The organism is Saccharothrix isguenensis (genome assembly GCF_052936305.1).
In genome coordinates, this window is the sequence record NZ_CP193626.1 from 5,463,038 (window position 1) to 5,483,327 (window position 20,290).

Below are 20,290 nucleotides of genomic sequence, written 5' to 3' on the forward strand. Positions count from 1 at the left end.
CCCCGCCATGACTACCTCCAAGCACGACCGCATCTCCGCGTTGCCGGAGCACGTGCGCGAACTCCTCCGTGCCCGGCTCGCGGGCAAGGCGGCGAGCCGGCCGCCGCGCGCCGACGTGATCCAGCCCGCGCCGCGGGACGAACCGCTGCCCCTGTCGGCGGGCCAGCAGCGGCTGTGGTTCCTCGCCGAGTTCCAGCCGGAGAGCACCGAGTACACCAGCGCGATGGCGTTGCGGCTCACCGGTTCGCTCGACCTGCCCCGGCTGACCGCGGCGCTGCGCGGGCTGGTCGCCCGGCACGAGTCGCTGCGCACCACGTTCGACCAGGTCGACGGCCGGCCGGTGCAGGTGGTGCACGACGACGTCGACTTCGACGTGACACCCGTCGACGACCTGCAAGCGGAGCTGGACCGGCCGTTCGACCTGCGGCGGGGGCCGTTGTTCCGGGCCTCGCTGTTCCGGCCGGCCGCGTCCACCGGGTCCGAGGACGTGCACGTGCTGCTGCTGACGTCGCACCACATCGTGGTGGACGGCTGGTCGCTCGGCCTGCTGCTGGACGAGCTGGCCGCGCTCTACCGCGGCGAGACCCCGGCCCCGCCGACCCTCCAGTACGCCGACTACGCCGTGTGGCAGCGGGCCCGGCCGGTGGACACCGGCTTCTGGGTCGACCGGCTCGCGGGCGTCGTGCCGCTGGAGCTGCCCACGGACCGGCCCCGCCCGGCGGAGCGCACGTCCGCGGGCGCCACGCACGAGTTCTCGCTCCCCACCCGGCTCGCCGGGGACCTGGCCGAGCTGGCCCGGGTCAACGAGACCACGCTGTTCACCACGCTCACGGCCGCGTGCAAGCTGCTGCTGGCCCGCTACTCCGGGCAGGACGACATCGCGATCGGCACGGTCACCAACGGGCGCGAACGGCCGGAGCTGGCCGAGCTCGTCGGCTTCCTCGTCGGCACCGTCGTGCTGCGGGACACCGTGGACACGTCCCGGTCGTTCGCCGAGTTCCTGGCCCAGGTCAACCGCACCGCGCTGGACGCGTTCGACCACGGCGACGTGCCGTTCGACCGGGTGGTGGAGGCGGTGGGCGCGACCCGCGACCCGAGCCGGACGCCGCTGTTCGACGTGATGGTGGTGCTGCAGAACGCTTCCCGCGCGCTGCCGGAGCTGCCCGGCCTGCGGGTGGAGGAGCACCCGCTCACCCGCGAGTGGGCGAACTTCGACCTGAGCATCGACTTCACCCAGAGCGGCGACGGCATCGACGGCGTGGTCGAGTACAGCACCGAGCTGTTCGACGCGGCCACGATCGACCGGATGACCCGCCACCTGCTGGTGCTGCTGGAGGGCATCACCGCCGACCCGCACCGGCCGATGGCCGAGCTGTCGCTGCTGCTGGGCGACGAGCCGGCGGGCGAGGGTCGCGACCTCGACGTCCCGGCCGCCACGTTCCCGGACCTGTTCGCGGAGCAGGCCCGCCGCACGCCCGACGCCACGGCGCTGGTGTGCGAGGACACCCGGCTCACCTTCGCCGAGGTGAACGCGCGGGCCAACCGGCTTGCCCACCACCTGCTGGACGAGGGTGTCGAGCCCGAGCAGGTCGTCGCGCTGTCGCTGCCGCGCGGTGTCGAGCCGGTGATCGGCATCCTGGGCATCCTCAAGGCCGGCGCGGTCTACCTGCCCGTGGACCCGGGGCTGCCCGACGCCCGCAGGCAGTACCTGCTGGAGGACTCCCGCGCGGTGCGCGTGATCGATGCGCCGATCGACACCTCGGGCCTGCCCGAGACCGACCCGGCGACGCGGCCGCGGCTCGACCACGCGGCGTACGTGATCTACACCTCCGGCTCCACCGGCAGGCCCAAGGGGGTCGTCGTGGAGCACAGACAGCTGGCCAACCTGGTGCGCAACCACCGCGACGAGTTCGCGGGCGAGCACATGCGGGTCGCCCTGTCCGCCGTCTTCTCCTTCGACACGTCGTGGGAAGGCCCGCTGCTCATGGCCAACGGCCACGAGCTGCACGTGCTCACCGACGACGTGCGGCTGGAGCCGACCGAGCTGGTGCGGTACGTGCGGGAGCACCGGATCGACTTCCTCGACCTCACCCCGTCCTACCTGCGGCAGCTCCTCCCGGCCGGTCTGCTCGACGGCGAGCGGCGGCCCAGTGTGCTGATGCTCGGCGGCGAGGCCCTGGGCACGGCGCTCTGGCAGGAGCTGGCGGAGTCCGGCGTCGCCGCGTACAACTTCTACGGCCCCACCGAGGTCACGGTGGACGCGGTGTCGTGCCGGATCACGGGCACGCGCCCGGTCATCGGCCACCCGCTGGCCAACCTCACCGCGCGGGTGCTGGACGAGGACCTGCGGCCGTTGCCGATCGGCGTGCCCGGCGAGCTGTTCATCGCGGGGCCCCAGGTGGCCCGCGGCTACCTCTACCGGCCCGGCCTGACGGCGGACCGCTTCCTCGCCGACCCGTACGGCGAGCCCGGCTCCCGGATGTACCGCACGGGCGACAAGGTGCGGTGGATCGACGTCGGCGACGCCGAGGGCGCGCCGGGGCGGCACGTCCTCGAATACCTGGGCCGGACCGACGAGCAGGTCAAGATCCGCGGTTTCCGGATCGAGCCCGGGGAGGTCGAGGCCGCGCTGCTGAGCCACCCGGCCGTGCGGGAAGCCGCCGTGGTCGCGCGCACGGAGAACGAGCACACCAGGCTGGTCGGGTACGTCGTCACGACCGGCCAGGCGGACCTGCGGGAACACCTGCGGCGGTCGCTGCCGGAGTACTCGGTGCCGTCGGCGTTCGTCGAGCTGGACCACCTCCCGCTGACCGCCAACGGGAAGCTGGACAAGTCCGCGCTGCCCGCGCCGCAGGCGATCGGCGACGGCGAGTTCGTCGCGCCGCGCACACCGGTCGAGGCCGAGCTGTCCCGGATCTGGGCCGAGGTGCTGGGCGCGGACCGGATCGGCGTGGAGGACAACTTCTTCGCGGTGGGCGGCGATTCGATCCTGTCCATCCAGCTGGTGTCCCGCGCCCGGCAGGCCGGGCTGCACCTGACCTCGCGCGACGTGTTCCGGCACCAGACCATCGCCGAGCTGGCGCTGGTGGTGTCGGAGGCCAAGGCGGCCGAGCCCGAGCGCCTGTTCACCGGGCCGGCGCCGCTCACCCCGATCCAGCGGTGGTTCTTCGCCGAGCACGGGCCGTTGCGGCACTACACCATGTCGCTGCTGGTCGAGCTGGAGCCCGGCGTGGACGACGCCCTGCTGCGGGACGCCGTGCGCAAGGTGGTCGAGCACCACGACGCGCTGCGGACGCGGTTCCGCCAGGTCGGCGGGCAGTGGGTCCAGGAGGTCGTGGACACCGGGGTCGACGTGTTCCGGCTGGGCACGGACGTGGAGACCACCACGCGGGAAGCGCAGCGCAGCCTGGACCTGGAGGACGGCCCGTTGCTGCGGGCGGTGTTCTTCCCGGGCGAGCGGCCCGAACTGCTGCTGACCGTGCACCACCTCGTCATGGACGGGGTCTCGTGGCGCATCCTGATGGGCGACCTGGAACAGGCCTACCTGGGCACCCCGCTGGAGCCGGTCGGCACGTCGTTCACGCAGTGGGCGCACCTGCTCGACGAGCACGTGCGGTCCGGCGCGCTGGACGGCGCCCGCGAGCACTGGCGCTCGCTGCCGGAACCCGAGGCGCTGCCGGTGGACAGGGAGGGCGCGAACACGGCCGCGTCGGCGCGCCTGGTGTCGGTGCGGCTGGACCGCGCGACGACGGACGCGCTGCTGACCGCCGTGCCGCCGGTGTACCGGACGCAGGTCAACGACGTGCTGCTGAGCGCGTTGGGGCGCGCGTTGGCGGAGTGGACCGGTCGGGACGCGGTGGGCGTGACGCTGGAGGGCCACGGCCGTGAGGAGTTGGTGCCCGGCACCGACCTGACCCGCACGATCGGCTGGTTCACCACGCAGTTCCCGGTGGTGCTGGAGGTGACCGACGACTGGGACCGCACGCTGAAGTCGGTCAAGGAGTCGCTGCGCGCGGTGCCGCACCGGGGCTTGAGCTTCGGCGCCCTCGACGTCGGCCGGGCGGGCGGCGGGCCGCTGCCGCAGGTGTCGTTCAACTACCACGGTCGGTTCGACGTGGCGGACGGCGGCGGCTTCTACCGGGCCCGCCGGGACGAGGTCGGCGAGGACCTGGCGCCCCGGGAGACGCGCAGCCACCTGCTGGACGTGACCGGGCTGATCGAGCGCGGCGAGCTGGAGCTGAGCTGGCAGTTCTCCGAGAGCGTGCACGACGAGGAGACCGTGCGGCGGCTGGCCGAGCGGACCCTCGACGGGCTGCGGGAGATCGTGGCGCACTGCGCGCAGCCGGGTGTCGGTGGGCGCACGCCGTCCGACTTCCCGCTCGCGCGCCTCACCCAGGAGCAGGTCGACGCCCTCGCGGGACCGGACGTGGAGGACGTCTACCCGCTCACGCCGCTCCAGGCGGGCATGGTGTTCCACAGCCTGGTCGAACCCGGCGCGTACGTGGACCGGATGCGGCTGGTGCTCGACGGCGTCGGCGATCCGGCGGCGTTGCGGCAGGCGTGGCAGCGGGTGGTCGACCGGACGCCGGTGCTGCGGTCCAGCGTGGTCTGGGAGGGCGTGGCCGAGCCGGTGCAGGTCGTGCACCGGCACGTGGAGCTGCCCGCCGGGCCGGTGGACGCGCCGTTCGACCTGGGTGTCGCGCCGCTGCTGCGGGTCGACGTGACGCCGCTCGGCGGTGACCGGGTGGAGCTGGTGTGGTCGTCGCACCACGTGATCCTGGACGGCTGGAGCACGGCGCAGGTCTTCGGCGAGGTGCTGGAGCAGTACCGCGCGATCACCACCGGCACCCCGGCCCGGTTGCCCGCGCGGCGGCCGTTCCGGGACTACCTGGAGTGGTTCGCGGAGCAGGACCAGGCCTCCGCCGAGGCGCACTGGCGCACGGTGCTGTCCGATGTGGACGGACCGACGCCGCTGCCGTACGACCGCACGCCCACCCGGGCGCACCGGTCGGAGGCGTCCGAGTCGGTGCGGTTCTCGCTGGACCCGGGTGACGCCGTGCAGCGCGCGGGCCTGACCGTGAACACGGTCGTGCAGGGCGCGTGGGCCCTGCTGCTGGCCCGTGCGTCCGGTGAGGACGACGTGGTGTTCGGCAGCACGGTGTCCGGTCGCCCGGCCGAGCTGGCGGGCGTCGAGTCCATGGTCGGCATGCTGATCAACACCGTGCCGACCAGGGCGGTCGTGGACGGCGCCGCCGAGGTGGGCACCTGGCTGCGCGAGTTCCAGACCGCGCAGAGCGAATCACGGCGGTTCGAGCACACGTCCCTGTCCGAGATCCAGTCCTGGGCCAGGATCGAGTCGGGCACCGGTGTCCGGCTGTTCGACAGCGTGGTGGTGTTCGAGAACTACCCGTACGACCCGGACGGCGACGGGCCGCGCGTGGTCGAGGTGGAGGGCGTCGACAACACGACCCTGCCGTTGACGCTGAGCGCGTCCCTCACCGACCGCCTGAACATCGACCTGGCCTACGACCCCGAGCTGTTCGACGCCACGACGGCCGAACGGCTGGCCGGGTGGCTGCGGGCGCTGGTGGAGGCGATCGCGGCCGACCCGTCGGCGAGGATCGCGGACCTGCCGTGGCTGTCGGACGCCGAGCGGCACCAGGTCCTGGTGGAGTGGAACCGGACCACGCGCGACATGCCGTCCGCGCTGTACCCGGAGGTGTTCGCCGAGCAGGTCCGCCGGACGCCGGACGCGTCCGCGCTGGTGTTCCGGGAGACCTCGCTGACGTTCGCCGAGCTGGACGCGCGCGCGAACCGGCTGGCGCACCACTTGGCGGCGCACGGGGCCGGCCCCGAACGGACGGTCGCGGTGATGCTGCCGCGCTCGGCGGACTCGATCGTGGCCGTGCTCGCGGTGTTCAAGGCCGGGGCGGTGTACCTGCCGATCGACCCGCGGCTGCCCGCCGAGCGCATCGAGTTCCTCCTGCGCGACGCCGACCCGGCGTTGGTGCTGGACGCGATGCCCGACCTGACCGGACAGCCCGACACCGCGCCAGGGGTCGGGCTGCGCCCGGAGCACGCCGCCTACCTGATCTACACGTCCGGCTCGACCGGCACGCCCAAGGGCGTGGTGGTGGAGCACCGGCAGTTGGCGAACCTGTACTACGCCAACAACGAAGACCTGAAGATGCACGAGCCGACCCGGTTCGCCGTCACCGCCACGTTCTCGTTCGACACGTCGTGGGAAGGCCTGCTGTTCCTGGCCGCCGGCAACGAGCTGCACGTCATCGACGACGAGCTGCGGCTCGACCCCGCCGCGCTGGTCGGGTACCTGGAGCGGCACGGCATCGGGATGGTCGACGTCACCCCGTCCTACGCGCGGCAGCTCGTGCAGGCAGGGCTGCTGGAGTCCGGGTTGCGCCGCGTCATGATCGGCGGCGAGGCGGTGGACGCCGCGCTGTGGCGGCAGATCGCCGAGTCGGCCGTCGAGGGCGTCAACTACTACGGGCCGACCGAGGTCACGGTCGACTCGGTGGGCACGCTGATCGCCGGCGAGCGACCGGTGATCGGCCGTCCGCTGCCCAACCTCACGGCGTACGTGCTGGACGCCGACCTGCGGCCGGTGCCGCCCGGCGTGCCCGGCGAGCTGTTCCTGGGCGGCGCCCAGGTGGCGCGCGGCTACCTGGACCGGCCGGGGTTGACCGCGCAGCGGTTCGTAGCCGACCCGTTCGGCGCGGACCCGCTCGCCGCCGGGTCCGGTTCTGCCGGCGGAGCCCGGATGTACCGCACCGGCGACCGCGTGCGGTGGGTCGACGGTGTGCTGGAGTACCTGGGGCGGACCGACGACCAGGTCAAGCTCCGGGGCTTCCGGATCGAGCCCGGCGAGGTCGAAGCGGCGCTGGCGGACGTGCCCGGCGTGCTCCAGTCGGCCGTGGTGGTCCGCGGGAACCGGTTGATCGGGTACGTGACCGGCACGCCGGAGACCGACCCGCGCGACGCGCTGTCCCGGACGCTGCCGGACTACCTGGTGCCGTCGGCGGTCGTGGTGCTGGACGAGTTCCCCGTGTCCCCCAGCGGGAAGCTCGACCGGCGGGCGCTGCCGGAACCCGACCTGACCGCCGGCGACTTCGTCGCACCGCGCACCGACGCCGAACGCGTCGTCGCCGAGGTGCTGGCCGACGTGCTCGGCCTGGACCGGGTCGGCGCGACGGACGACTTCTTCCGCCTCGGCGGTGACTCGATCCTCAGCATCCGCGTGACCTCGCGGTTGCGCGCGGCGTTCGGCGTGCAGCTGTCGCCGCGCGCGGTGTTCGAGCACCCCACGGTGTCCGGGCTCGCCGCTGCCATCCTCGTGGCGGCGGGCTCCGGCAAGGTGGAGGTGGACGCCATCCCGGTGATCCCGCGTGGTGGCGTCCACCCTCCTTTCACCCACGTCACGGTCGACCAGTCGCCCGCCCAGCGGCGGCTGTGGTTCCTGGACCAGTTCGAGCCGGGCAGCACCGAGTACGTCACGCCGACCGCGTTGCGCCTGCACGGGCCGCTGGACCTGGTCGCGCTGGGACGCGCCCTCGACGGTCTGGTGGCGCGGCACGAGTCGCTGCGCACGACGTTCGACGACGGTGTGCAGATCGTGCACGAGCCTCACGACGTCCTGCTGACGGTCGAGCACGGGTCGTGGGACGAGGTGCTGCTGGAGGAGGTCAGCACCCCGTTCGACCTGCGTGAGGGTCCGCTGTTCCGGACCCGGCTGGTCCGGGTAACGCCCGAGGAGCACGTGCTCGTGCTGACGCTGCACCACATCATCACGGACGGCTGGTCGAGCGGTGTGCTGGCGCGCGACCTCGGGGCCTTGTACGCGGGCGAAGAGCTGCCGCCGCCGGCCGTGCAGTACGTGGACTACACGGCCTGGTTGCCGGAACCCGCGGTCGACTACTGGGCCGAGCGCCTGACCGGTGTGCCGCCGCTGGAGCTGCCGACCGACCGGCCGCGCGCGGCGGTGCGCGGCACGGCGGGCGCGATGCACGAGTTCACCGTGCCCGCGCCGGTCGCGAAGGCCGTGAAGGCGCTGGCCGCCGACCGCGGCGACACCCTGTTCACCGCCCTGCTGGCGGCCACGAAGGTGCTGCTGGCGCGGTACACCGGACAGGACGACATCGCGGTCGGCACGGCGGTGTCCGGGCGCGGGCGGGCCGAGCTGGACGACGTGGTCGGCCTGTTCGTGAACACCGTGGTGCTGCGGTCCTCGGTGGACCTGCGGCGCTCGTTCACCGAGTTCCTGGCCGACGTGCGGACCACCGTCCGGGGCGGTTTCGCGCACCAGGACGTGCCGTTCGAGCGGGTGGTGGAGGCGGTCCGCCCGGACCGCGACCCGAGCCGCAACGCGTTGTTCGACGTCATGGTGCTGATGGAGAACTTCGACACCGGGATGCCCGAGCTGAACGGGCTCCATGTCGAGCAGGTCCGGTTGCCGCTGCTGACCTCGACGTGCGACGTCACGTTCGAGTTCGGCGAGGCCGACGGCGAACTGCGCGGCGCGGTCGAGTACAGCACCGACCTGTTCGACGCGGACACGATCGACCGGATGGCGCGGCACCTGCTGGCGCTGCTGGAGGGCGTCACCGCCGCGCCGGACCGCCCGTTGGGCGAGTTGCCGATGCTGCTCGGCGACGAGCCGGACGGCCGCGGCGTGCGGCTGGAAGTCCCCGACACCACTTTCGCCGAGGTGTTCGAGGAGCAGGCGCGGCGCACGCCCGACGCCGGCGCGCTGGTGTGCGGCGACACCCGCCTCACGTTCGCCGAGGCCGACGCGCGGGCCAACCGGCTCGCGCACCACCTGCTGGCCAACGGCGCGGGCCCGGAGCGGATGGTCGCGGTGTCGTTGCCGCGATCGGCCGACTCCGTGGTGGCGATCCTCGCCGTGCACAAGGCCGGCGCGGTGTACCTGCCGGTCGACCGGGACCTGCCGCGAGAGCGGATCGACCTCCTGCTCCGCGACGCCCGGCCGGCGCTCGTGCTCGACGTGGTGCCGGACCTCTCCGGCTGCCCGGACACCCCGCCGGACGTCGAGGTGCGGCCGGACCAGGCCGCGTACGTGATCTACACGTCCGGCTCGACCGGTGTGCCGAAGGGCGTCGTGGTCGAGCACCGGCAGCTCACGAACCTGATGCACAACCACCACCGGGCGTTCACCGACGAGCGCATGCGGGTCGCCCTGACGGCCGTGTTCTCGTTCGACACCTCGTGGGAGGGCATGCTGTTCATGGCCGCCGGCCACGAGCTGCACGTGCTCGCCGACGACGTCCGGCTGGAGCCGGAGGTGCTGGTCGAGTACGTGCGCGAACAGCGGATCGACCTCCTCGACCTGACGCCGTCGTACGTCCAGCAGCTGCTCCCCTCCGGGCTGCTCGACGGCGACCACGCGCCGAAGCACGTGATGCTGGGCGGCGAGGCGCTGCCGGAGTCGCTGTGGCGGACGCTCGCCGCGTCGAGCGCCACCGCGCACAACTACTACGGCCCGACCGAGGTGGCGGTGGACTCGGTGTCCACCACCGTCACGGGGGACCGCGCGCTGATCGGCCGCCCGCTGACCAACCTCGTCGCCCACGTGCTGGACGAGGGCCTGCGCCCGGTGCCGGTGGGCGTGCCGGGTGAGCTGTTCCTCGGCGGCGCGCAGGTGGCCCGCGGCTACCACGACCGGCCCGGCCTGACCGCGCAGCGGTTCCTGGCCGACCCGTTCGGCGAGCCAGGCGCCCGCATGTACCGCACGGGCGACAAGGTGCGGTGGGTCGGCGACCAGATCGAGTACCTGGGCCGCAACGACGACCAGGTGAAGATCCGCGGCTTCCGCGTCGAGCTCGGCGAGGTCGAGACGGCGCTCCTGCACCACCCGGACGTGACGCAGGCCGCGGTGGTGGCGCGCGAGCACAACGGTCACCAGCGGCTCGTGGCCTACACCGCGGGCACGGCCACCGACCTGGCCGGCTGGCTCAAGCAGCGGCTGCCGGACTACCTGGTGCCGTCCGCGTTCGTGGCGCTGGACGCGCTGCCGATGACGCCGAGCGGCAAGGTGGACCGGAAGGCGCTGCCCGCGCCGACGTTCACCGAAGCCGGCTACGTCGCTCCCGAGCCGGGTGTCCCGGCCACGCTCGCCGACATCTGGGCCGATGTGCTGGGTGTCGAACGGGTGGGCGCGCGGGACAACTTCTTCGCGCTCGGCGGCGACTCGATCCTGAGCATGCAGGTCGTGTCCCGGGCCAGGCAGGCCGGGCTGAAGCTGACGTCCAAGGACGTCTTCCTGCGCCAGACGATCGCGGACCTCGCGCTCGCCGTCACCGAGACCACCGGGCCGACCCACCAGGCCGTGACCGGGCCCGATTCCTCCGGCCAGGCGCCCCTCACCCCGATCCAGCGCTGGTTCTTCGCCGAACAGGGCCCGTTGGCGCACTTCACCATGTCGGCGGTGGTGGAGCTGGGTGACGTCGAGCCCGACGCGGTGCGCGCCGCCGTGCGCGCCGTGGTCGCCCACCACGACGCGTTGCGGCTGCGGTTCCGCCAGGTGGACGGCGTCTGGCAGCAGGAGGTGGCGGACGACGAGTCCGACGTGCTCCACATCGCCGCCACCGCCGACCTCGCCGCCGAGGCCGCACTGGCCCGGGTGGGCCTCGACCTGAGGCGCGGTCCGCTGGTGCGCGCGGTGCTGTTCGCCGACGGCAGGCTGTTCCTCACCGCGCACCACCTGGTGGTCGACGCGGTGTCGTGGCGGATCCTGCTGGCGGACCTGGACACCGTGCTGTCCGGCGGCGACCTCGGTCCGAGGAGCACGGCGTTCACCGACTGGGCGCGCAGGCTCGACCGGCACGTGCTGGACGGCCGGTTCGACCACGCCCTGCCGCACTGGGCCGCCGTGCCGGTGGAGGAACCCGTGCCGACGACGGCCGCCACCGCGCGGAGCGTGTCGGTGAGGTTGAACCGAGCCGAGACGGACGCGCTGCTGCACGCCGTCCCGGACGCCTACCGGACCCAGGTCAACGACGTGCTGCTGACCGCGCTCACGTCGGCGTTCGGCGGACGGGCGCTGATCGCGCTGGAGGGCCACGGCCGCGAGGAGCTGTTCGAGGGCGTGGACCTGTCCCGCACGGTCGGCTGGTTCACCGCGCAGTTCCCGGTGGCGCTCGAACTTCCCGACGGCGACTGGGGAGCCTCGCTCAAGTCGGTGAAGGAGCAGTTGCGGGCCGTTCCCGACAGGGGCCTGAGCTATGAAGCCCTCAAGTACCACGGCCGCGGCCTGACCGGCCCGCTGCCCCGCGTGTGCTTCAACTACCTGGGCCAGTGGGACGGTGGAGCGGCCGGGTCGTCGGAGGCCGAGGCCGACCGCGGCAGCGAGGTGCCGGACGACTCGGTCCGCCCGCACCTGCTGGACATCAACGCCGCCGTGTCGGCGGGCGAGCTCGTGGTGGACTGGGAGTACTCCACCGACGCCCACGACGAGGCCGACGTGCGCGCCATGGCCGACCGGATGGCGGACGCCCTGCGCGGGATCGCGGCGTTCTGCGCCCGACCCGAGGCCTGGGGCCGCACGCCGTCCGACTTCCCGCTGGCGACCCTCACCGCCGAGCAGGTCGACCGGATCGCCGACCGGGACGTCGAGGACATCTACCCGCTCACGCCGTTGCAGGCCGGCATGTTGTTCCACAACCTGGTGGACGACGGCACGGCCTACGTCAACCAACTGCGCGTTCGGCTGTCCGACGTGGACCCGGAACGGCTGGCCCAGGCGTGGCAGCGGGTCGTCGACCGCACACCGATCCTGCGTTCAGACGTGGTGTGGGAGGGCCTGGACGAGCCGGTGCAGGTCGTGCGGCGCGGCGTGACCGTGCCGGTGACCTACGCCCCCGTCACGGAGGAACTGGTCGCGGCGGACGCCGCCGCCGGCTTCGACCTGACCGCGGCGCCGTTGATGCGGTTGACGATCGGGCGGGTCTCCGACTCCGAGGTCGACCTGCTGTGGACGTCGCACCACGTGCTGCTGGACGGCTGGAGCACGGCGCAGGTGTTCGGCGAGGTGCTGAACGAGTGCGCCGGCGGCGCGGCGCCCGTCCGGCGGCCGTTCCGCGACTACCTGGCCTGGCTCGCCGAGCTGGACCAGACCGCCGCCGAGGCGCACTGGCGCGGCGTGCTGGCCGGGTTCGAGACGCCCACTCCCCTGCCGTTCGACCGGGCACCGGCCGAGGCGCACCGGGCCGAGTCGTCCGCCCAGGTGGTGCTCGACCTGCCCGCCGAACGGCTGGACGTCGTCGCCCGCACCCACGGCCTCACGGTGAACACCCTGATCCAGGGCGCGTGGGCGCTGCTGCTGGCCCGCACCTCCGGTCAGCGGGACGTGGTGTTCGGCAGCACGGTCTCCGGCCGCCCGGCCGAGCTGCCCGGCGTGGAGTCGATGGTCGGCATGTTCATCAACACCGTGCCCACCAGGGTGTCCGTGGACCCTGGAGCGCACTTGGTCGACTGGTTGCGGCGGCTGCAGGAGGCGCAGTCCGAGTCCCGGCAGTTCGAGCACATGTCCTTGGCGCAGCTGCAGGGTTTCGCCAAGACCGGGTCGGGCACCGGCACCCGCCTGTTCGACAGCCTGCTGGCGTTCGAGAACTTCCCCGTGGACAAGGACACCCCCGACGACGGGCCGCGGGTCGGCGAGGCGAGCGGTACGGACAACACCACGTTCCCGCTCACCGCGGCCGTGCACGTGGACGACTCCCTGCACGTGGAGCTGACCTACGACCCGAGGCTCTTCGACGCCTCCACCGTGACCACGCTCGCCGACCGGTTGAGCCGGCTGCTGGACGGGATCGGCGCCGACCCGGACCGGCGGTTGTCCGAACTGCCGTGGCTGTCCGACGCGGACCTGGACCGGGTGCTGACGTCGTGGCGTGGCCCGGCGTCCGCGGTCGAGGACACCATCCCGTCGCTGGTCGCCGCACAGGCCGCACGCACACCGGACGCGGTCGCCGTGATCGGTGACGGCACCCGGTTGACGTACCGGGAGCTGGACGAACGCGCGAACCGGCTGGCGCACCACCTGATCGGGACCGGTGTCGGGCCGGAGTCGGTGGTGGCGCTGACGATCCCGCGGTCGCCGGACCTCGTCGTCTCGATCCTGGGCGTGCTCAAGGCGGGCGCGGCCTACCTGCCCGTCGACGCCTCCTACCCGGCGGACCGCATCGCGTACATGATCGCCGATTCCGGGGCAGCGCTCGTCCTGGACGCCCTCCCGGACCTGTCCGGCCTGCCCGCCCACGCACCGGACGTCCCGCTGCGGCACGAGAACGCCGCCTACGTGATCTACACCTCCGGCTCGACCGGCCGCCCCAAGGGCGTGATCGTGACCCACACCGGTCTGGCCACCTTCTCCACCGCCGAGATCGCACACTTCGCCGTGTCACCCGACGACCGCGTCCTCCAGTTCTCCTCACCCAGCTTCGACGCCTCGGTGCTGGAACTGTGCATGACCCTGCCCGCCGGAGCCACCCTCGTCGTGCCACCACCCGGCCCACTGCTCGGCGAACAGCTCGCCGCGTTCATCACCGACTTCGCCATCACCCACGCCCTGATCCCCCCGGCCGCCCTCGGCACCCTCCCCCACACCGAACTCCCGACCCTGCGCACCCTCGTCGTCGGCGGCGACGCCACCTCGGCCGAACTCGTGCGCCGGTGGGCACCCGACCGACGGATGATCAACGCCTACGGCCCCACGGAATCCACCGTCGTCACCACGTGGAGCGACCCGCTCGAACCCGACGGCACACCCCCGATCGGACGACCCATCCCCGGCACCTCGATCCGCGTACTGGACGACGCGCTCAAGCCCGTCCCGCCCGGCGTCACCGGAGAGCTGTACATCGCGGGCCTCGGCCTGGCACGGGGCTACCTGAACCGACCGGGCCTGACCGCACAGCGGTTCCTGGCCGACCCGTTCGGCGCGCCCGGCGAACGGATGTACCGCACCGGCGACCTGGCCCGCATCCGTGACGACGGCCAGGTGGTCTTCCTGGGCCGGGCCGACCAGCAGGTGAAGCTGCGCGGCTTCCGGATCGAGCTGGGCGAGGTCGAGGCCGTGCTGGCCGCGCACGACGCCGTGGCCCAGGTCGCGGTCGTCCTGCGGGAGAACCGCCTGGTCGCCTACTACGTGCCCGCCTGCCCGGTGGACGCGGCCGACCTGCGTGACCACGCCGGGCGGTCGTTGCCGGAGCACATGGTGCCGACCGCGTACGTGGCGCTGGACCGGTTGCCGCTCAACACCAGCGGCAAGCTGGACCGGGCCGCGCTGCCCGCGCCGGAGCGGGAGGCGTCGACGGCGGGAGGGTTCGTCGCGCCGCGCACCGACGCCGAACGACTGGTCGCCGACGTGTGGGCCGACGTGCTGGGGCTGGACGCGGTGGGCGCCGAGGACAACTTCTTCACCCTCGGCGGCGACTCGATCTCCAGCATCCGGGTGGTGTCGCGGCTGCGGTCGTCCTACGACGTCTCGCCGCGCGACCTGTTCGACCACCCGACCGTGGCGGCGCTCGCGGCCCGGCTGTCCGGGTCGACCGCCGACGTCACGGTGATCCCCCGGGTCGAAGGCGACGTGCCGCTGTCGTTCGCCCAGCAGCGGTTGTGGTTCCTCGACCAGTTCTCGCCCGGCGGGACCGAGTACGTGACGCCGCTGGCCGTGCGACTGCGCGGCGCGCTGGACGTGCCCCGGCTGGAACGGGCGCTGACGGGGCTGGTGGCGCGGCACGAGTCGCTGCGCACCACGTTCCCGGCGGTGGACGGGTTGCCGGTGGCGGTGGTGCACCCGCCGGCGGACGTCGTGCTGCCGGTGGTCGACGGGATGCCCGCGGTGGAGCCGTTCGACCTGGCCGAGGGGCCGTTGTTCCGGCCGGTGCTGGTGCGCCTCGGGCCGGACGACCACGTGCTGGCGCTGACCATGCACCACATCGTCACCGACGGCTGGTCCGGCGGGGTGCTGATGGCCGACCTGACCGCGCTGTACGGCGGTGAGGAGCTGCCGCCGCTGCCCATCCGCTACGGCGATTTCGCGGCCTGGCAGCGGGAACGGCCGCTGGACGCGCAGCTGGACTACTGGCGCGCGCAGCTGGCGGACGTGCCCGCGCTGGAGCTGCCGACCGACCGGCCACGGCCGCCGGTGCAGACGACGTCGGGCGCGCAGACCGGGTTCGTGGTCCCCGCGGCGGTCGCCAATCGTTTGCGCGAGCTGGCACGGGCCGTGGACGGCACGTTGTTCATGGCGTTGGTGGCGGCCTGCCAGGTGCTGTTCCACCGGTGGTCCGGGCAGGACGACTTCGCGGTGGGCACGGTGGCGTCGGGGCGGGACCGGCCGGAGACGCAGGACCTGATCGGGTTCTTCGTCAACACGGTGACGTTGCGGACGCGGATCGAGCCCTCGGCGACGTTCCCGGAGTTCCTGGCCCGGACGCGGAACACGGTGCTGGACGCGTTCGCGCACCAGGAGGTGCCGTTCGAACGGGTCGTGGACGCGGTGCAGCCGGACCGCGACACCAGTCGCACGCCGTTGTTCCAGACCGTCGTGGCGCTGCAGAACGCGCCGCAGGCCACCGGTTTCCCGGGCCTGGAGGCGGACGACGTCGAGCAGCCGGTGGTCAGCACCGGGTTCGACGTGACGGTGGAGTTCGCCGAGGAGGACGACGGCGGGCTGCACGGGTCGGTCGAGTACAACACCGACCTGTTCGACGCGGGCACGATCGGGCGGCTGGTCGAGCACCTGGGCGTGCTGCTGGCCGGGATCGCGGCGGACGCCGACCGTCCGCTGTGGTCGCTGCCGGTGCTGCCCGACGACGAGCGGAAGTCGTTGGAGGCGTGGGGTTCGACGGGTCCGGCGATCAGTGGTCCGGGGTTCGTGGAGCTGGTCGGGGCGCAGGTGGCGCGGACGCCGGACGCGTTGGCGCTGACGGGTGCGGTGGACGTGACGTACGCGGAGCTGAACGCGCGGGCGAACAGGGTGGCGCACCACCTGATCGGGCTCGGCGCCGGTCCGGAGCGGGTCGTCGCGCTGCGGCTGCCCCGCTCGGTCGACCTCGTGGTGGCCGAGCTGGCGGTGTTGAAGACCGGCGCCGCGTTCCTGCCGGTCGACCCGGAGTACCCGGCGGAGCGGATCTCGTTCATGCTGGCCGACGCCCGGCCGCTGCTCGTGCTGGACGGCCCGGTCGACGTGTCCGGGCAGCCCGACACCGATCCCGGTGTGGTCGTGCGGCCGGAGCACGCGGCGTACGTGATCTACACGTCCGGGTCGACCGGGCGGCCCAAGGGCGTCGTGGTGACGCACGCCGGTCTGGCCACGTTCTCGGCGGCCGAGATCGCGCACTTGCGGGTGTCGCCGGGCGACCGGGTGCTGGAGTTCTCCTCGCCCAGCTTCGACGCGTCGGTGCTGGAGCTGTGCCTGTCGTTGCCGGCGGGTGCGGCGCTGGTCGTGCCACCGCCGGGGCCGCTGCTCGGCGACCAGCTGGCCGAGGTGGTCGACGCGTTCGGGGTGACCCACGCGTTGATCCCGCCGGTGGCGCTGGCGACCGTGCCGGACGCGGCGCTGCCGACGTTGCGCACGCTGGTCGTGGGCGGTGACGCGTGCTCGGCGGAGCTGGTGCGGCGGTGGGCCCCCGGCCGGCGGATGATCAACGCCTACGGCCCGACCGAGTCCACGGTGGTGACGTCGTGGAGCGAGCCGCTGGAACCCGGCGGTGTGCCGCCGATCGGACGGCCGATCCCGGGAACCTCGGTGCACGTGCTCGACAGCGCGTTGCAGCCCGTCCCGGTCGGTGTGGCCGGCGAGCTGCACGTGTCGGGCGTCGGGCTGGCGCGCGGCTACCTGGACCGACCTGGCCTGACCGCGTCGCGGTTCGTGGCGAACCCGTTCGGGCCGCCCGGGTCGCGGATGTACCGCACGGGTGACGTGGTGCGGTGGAACGCCTCCGGGGTGCTGGAGTTCGTCGGGCGGTCCGACGAGCAGGTGAAGATCCGCGGGTTCCGGATCGAGCTGGGCGAGGTCGAGGCGGCGTTGCTGCGGCACCCGGCCGTGCGCGAGGCGGTCGTGGTGGCGCGGGCCGACGCCCGGGGCCACAAGCGCCTCGTCGCGTACGTGGTGGGCGAGGTGGCCGAGGTCCGGGAGTTCCTGGGCGACTCGCTGCCGGACTACCTGGTGCCGTCGCTGTTCGTGCCGGTGGACGCGTTGCCCATCAGCTCGAACGGCAAGGTCGACCGGGCACGGCTGCCCGAGCCGGACTTCTCGGCGCTGGCCGGCGGCGAGCACGTCGCGCCGTCCGGGCCGGTGGAGGAGGCGTTGGCGGCGGTGTGGGCGGCCGTGCTCGGCGTGCCGCGCGTCGGGGTGGAGGACAACTTCTTCTCGCTCGGCGGTGACTCGATCCTGAGCATGCAGGTGGTGGCGAGGTCGCGGCAGGCCGGGTACCGGTTCGCCACGCGGGACCTGTTCACGCACCAGACCATCGCCTCCCTGGCGCCGCACGTGGCGGTGGAGGTCGTGTCGGCGGCCGACTCGGCGCCGGTGGTGGGCGACGTGCCGTTGACGCCGATCCAGCACTGGTTCCTGCACTCGGGGCGGCGCAACCCGCACCACTTCAACCAGTCGCACATGGTGGAGCTGGACCCGGCGGTGGACGTGGCGGCGTTGCGGCGGGCGTTGGGCGCGCTGGTGGTGCACCACGACGCGTTGCGGCTGCGCTTCACGTCGGTCGACGGCGTGTGGCGGCAGCACAACGACGACGTGCGCGACGTCGACGTGCTGACCGTCGTCGAGGGGATGTCGGAGATGGAAGCCATCGCGGACGAGGTGCACTCCTCGTTCGACCTGGCGTCCGGTCCGCTGTTCCGGGCCGTGCTGTTCCGTGCCGGCGCTCCCGGGACGGCGCCGCCGGTGCTGCTGCTGGTCGCGCACCACCTGGTGGTGGACGGGGTGTCGTGGCGGATCCTGCTGGACGACCTGGAGATCGCGTACCGGGGCGGTGACCTGGGCGCGAAGACGACGTCGTACCAGGAGTGGGCGCGGCAGTTGGAGGCCCACGTGCTCGGCGGCGGGTTGGACGACGAGATCGAGCACTGGAGCAAGCCGTTCCCGCCGTCGCCCACACCCGAGGGCGCGGCGGAGGCCGTCTCCGTGGAGTTGTCGGAGGAGGACACGGAGGCGTTGTTGCGCGGTGCGCCTGCCGCGTACCGGACCCGGATCAACGACGTGCTGCTGACCGCGTTGGCGTGGGCGTTGTCCCGGTGGACCGGGTCGTCGCGGGTCGCGGTGGACCTGGAGGGCCACGGGCGGGAGGACGTGCTGGACGTGGACCTCTCGCGGACCGTCGGCTGGTTCACCACCATGTTCCCGGTGGCGCTGGACCTGCCGGACGGGACCTGGCGCGACGGGACCTGGCGGGACCGGGTGAAGGCGGTGCGGCGGCAGTTGCGGGCCGTGCCGGGGAACGGGTTCGGCTACGGGGCGTTGCGCCGGCACGGCCTGGTGCCCGACGCCGGGCGGCCCGCGGTGTCGTTCAACTACCTGGGCCAGTTCGACGGCGGTTCGGCCGAGTCGACCGGGCTGTACCGGTCGGCGCTGCCGTCCGTCGGGCAGGACCACGACCCGTCGGACATCGCCGACCACGCGATCGACGTGGTCGGCGAGGCCGGCCGGACGCTGGCCTTCACCTGGTACTACCGCCCGTCGGTGAATTCCACCGGGGGGATCGGCACCGGGGGGATCAACGCCGGGGGGATCAACGCCGAGGAGGTCGAGGTCCTGGTCGCCGACTTCGCCGACGCGCTGCGCGCCATCGCCGCGGATTGCCGGGGTGCGGCATGACCACGTCGTTGGCCCGCAATCGGAACTACACGCTGTTGTGGGGCGGTCAGGCGCTGGCCGAGGTGGGGTTCAGCGCCTCGATGCTGGCGCTGCCGCTGCTGGTGCTGATCATGACCGAGTCGCCGGTGCTGTCCGGCCTCGTGCTGACCGTGGACGCCACGGCGCAGCTGCTCGTGGGGCTGCCCGCCGGGGCGCTGGTGGACCGGTGGGACCGCCGCCGGATCATGCTGTGGTGCGAGGCGGTCCAGGTGCTCACCCTGGGCGGGCTGGTGGCGGCGTTGTGGTTCGACGCCGCCACGATCGCGCACATCATGGCGGTGGCGGCGGTGCTGGGCGTGTGCCGGGCGCTGTTCGAGCCGGCGGAGGACGCGTGCCTGCCCCGGCTCGTGCCGGAGTCCCAGCTGGCGACCGCCGTGGCGCTGAACAGCGCGCGGTCGTCGTTGGGGCAGATGTCGGGGACGGCGCTGGGCGGTGTGCTGTTCGCCGTGACGCGGTGGCTGCCGTTCCTGGTGGACATGGTCACGCACGTGGTGGCGTTCGTGGCCCTGCTGTTCCTGCGGGTGCCGTCGTCCCCGCCGGTCGAGTCGCACCCGCACCTGCTGCGGTCGATCGGCCAGGGGCTGCGGTGGGTGTGGGGCCGGCGGGAGATCCGGGTGACGGCGCTGTGCGCGGTGGTGCTCAACCTGTTCTTCACCGCGTTCTTCCTGGTCGTCATCGTGCTGGTGAAGGACCGGGGCGCGTCGGCCGGCGCGATCGGCGTGATGGCGGCGATGCTCGGCGTCGGCGGTGTGCTCGGTGCGCTGGCCGCCCCGTTCCTGCACCGCGTGCTCGGGCCGCACCGGTCGATCGCGTCGGTGTTCTGGGCGCTGTCGGTGCTCGTCCCCTGCGCGTTGCTGGTCGAGTCGGCCTACCTGATCGGGGTGCTGTTCGCGCTGATGGCGTTCCTCGCCCCGACGGCCAACACCACCATCAGCACCCACCAGATGCTCCTCACCCCGGACGAGCTGCGGGGACGGCTGAGCGGGGTGATGGGGGTCGTCGTCGGGACCGCCGGGGCCATCGGGCCCCTGCTGGGCGGCGCGCTGACCGAGGCGCTGTCCGCCCGAACCGCCGTGGTGGTGTGCGCGGTGGGGATTTCGCTGGTCACGGTATTCGTCACGGTCAACCCGACTCTGCGTGAGTACGGGAAAGTACAGGAGGAGAAGGCATGAGGGACGACATCGCTTACCAGGTGCTCGTGAACGACGAAGGCCAGTACTCGCTGTGGCCGGCGCACCAGGACGTGCCCGCCGGGTGGCGGTTCGAGGGCACCAAGGGCACGAAGGACGAGTGCTCGGCCCACGTGGACGAGGTGTGGACCGACATGCGCCCCGCCTCGTTGCGCGCCGCGATGGACTGAGCCGGTGCCGCAGGCCCACGGGC

The 20,290-nt window shown here is 73.0% G+C and carries 3 protein-coding genes; all 3 read left to right on the top strand.

The annotated features are described in order from the left end of the window. Positions 1–7 precede the first annotated feature (7 nt). Genes ACRAKI_RS24080 through ACRAKI_RS24090 form a run of 3 tightly spaced genes read left to right on the top strand, consistent with a single transcriptional unit; the run spans position 8 to position 20,267 of the window. Complete coding sequence (locus tag ACRAKI_RS24080) at positions 8–18,868, top strand: non-ribosomal peptide synthase/polyketide synthase (RefSeq protein ID WP_447002782.1); 18,861 nt, start codon at positions 8–10, stop codon at positions 18,866–18,868. Further along, on the top strand, positions 18,865–20,079 hold the full coding sequence (locus ACRAKI_RS24085; RefSeq protein WP_447002783.1) for an MFS transporter: 1,215 nt from the start codon (positions 18,865–18,867) through the stop codon (positions 20,077–20,079). The genes ACRAKI_RS24080 and ACRAKI_RS24085 overlap by 4 nt, the downstream gene beginning before the upstream one ends. Further along, complete coding sequence (locus tag ACRAKI_RS24090; protein ID WP_447002784.1) at positions 20,076–20,267, top strand: MbtH family protein; 192 nt, start codon at positions 20,076–20,078, stop codon at positions 20,265–20,267. Before ACRAKI_RS24085 ends, ACRAKI_RS24090 begins: the two co-directional genes overlap by 4 nt. Positions 20,268–20,290 lie beyond the last annotated feature (23 nt).

Coding starts and splice junctions, on each gene's coding strand:
- ACRAKI_RS24080 (WP_447002782.1), top strand. CDS start 8: ATGACTACCTCCAAGCACGACCGCATCTCCGCGTTGCCGGAGCACGTG.
- ACRAKI_RS24085 (WP_447002783.1), top strand. CDS start 18,865: ATGACCACGTCGTTGGCCCGCAATCGGAACTACACGCTGTTGTGGGGC.
- ACRAKI_RS24090 (WP_447002784.1), top strand. CDS start 20,076: ATGAGGGACGACATCGCTTACCAGGTGCTCGTGAACGACGAAGGCCAG.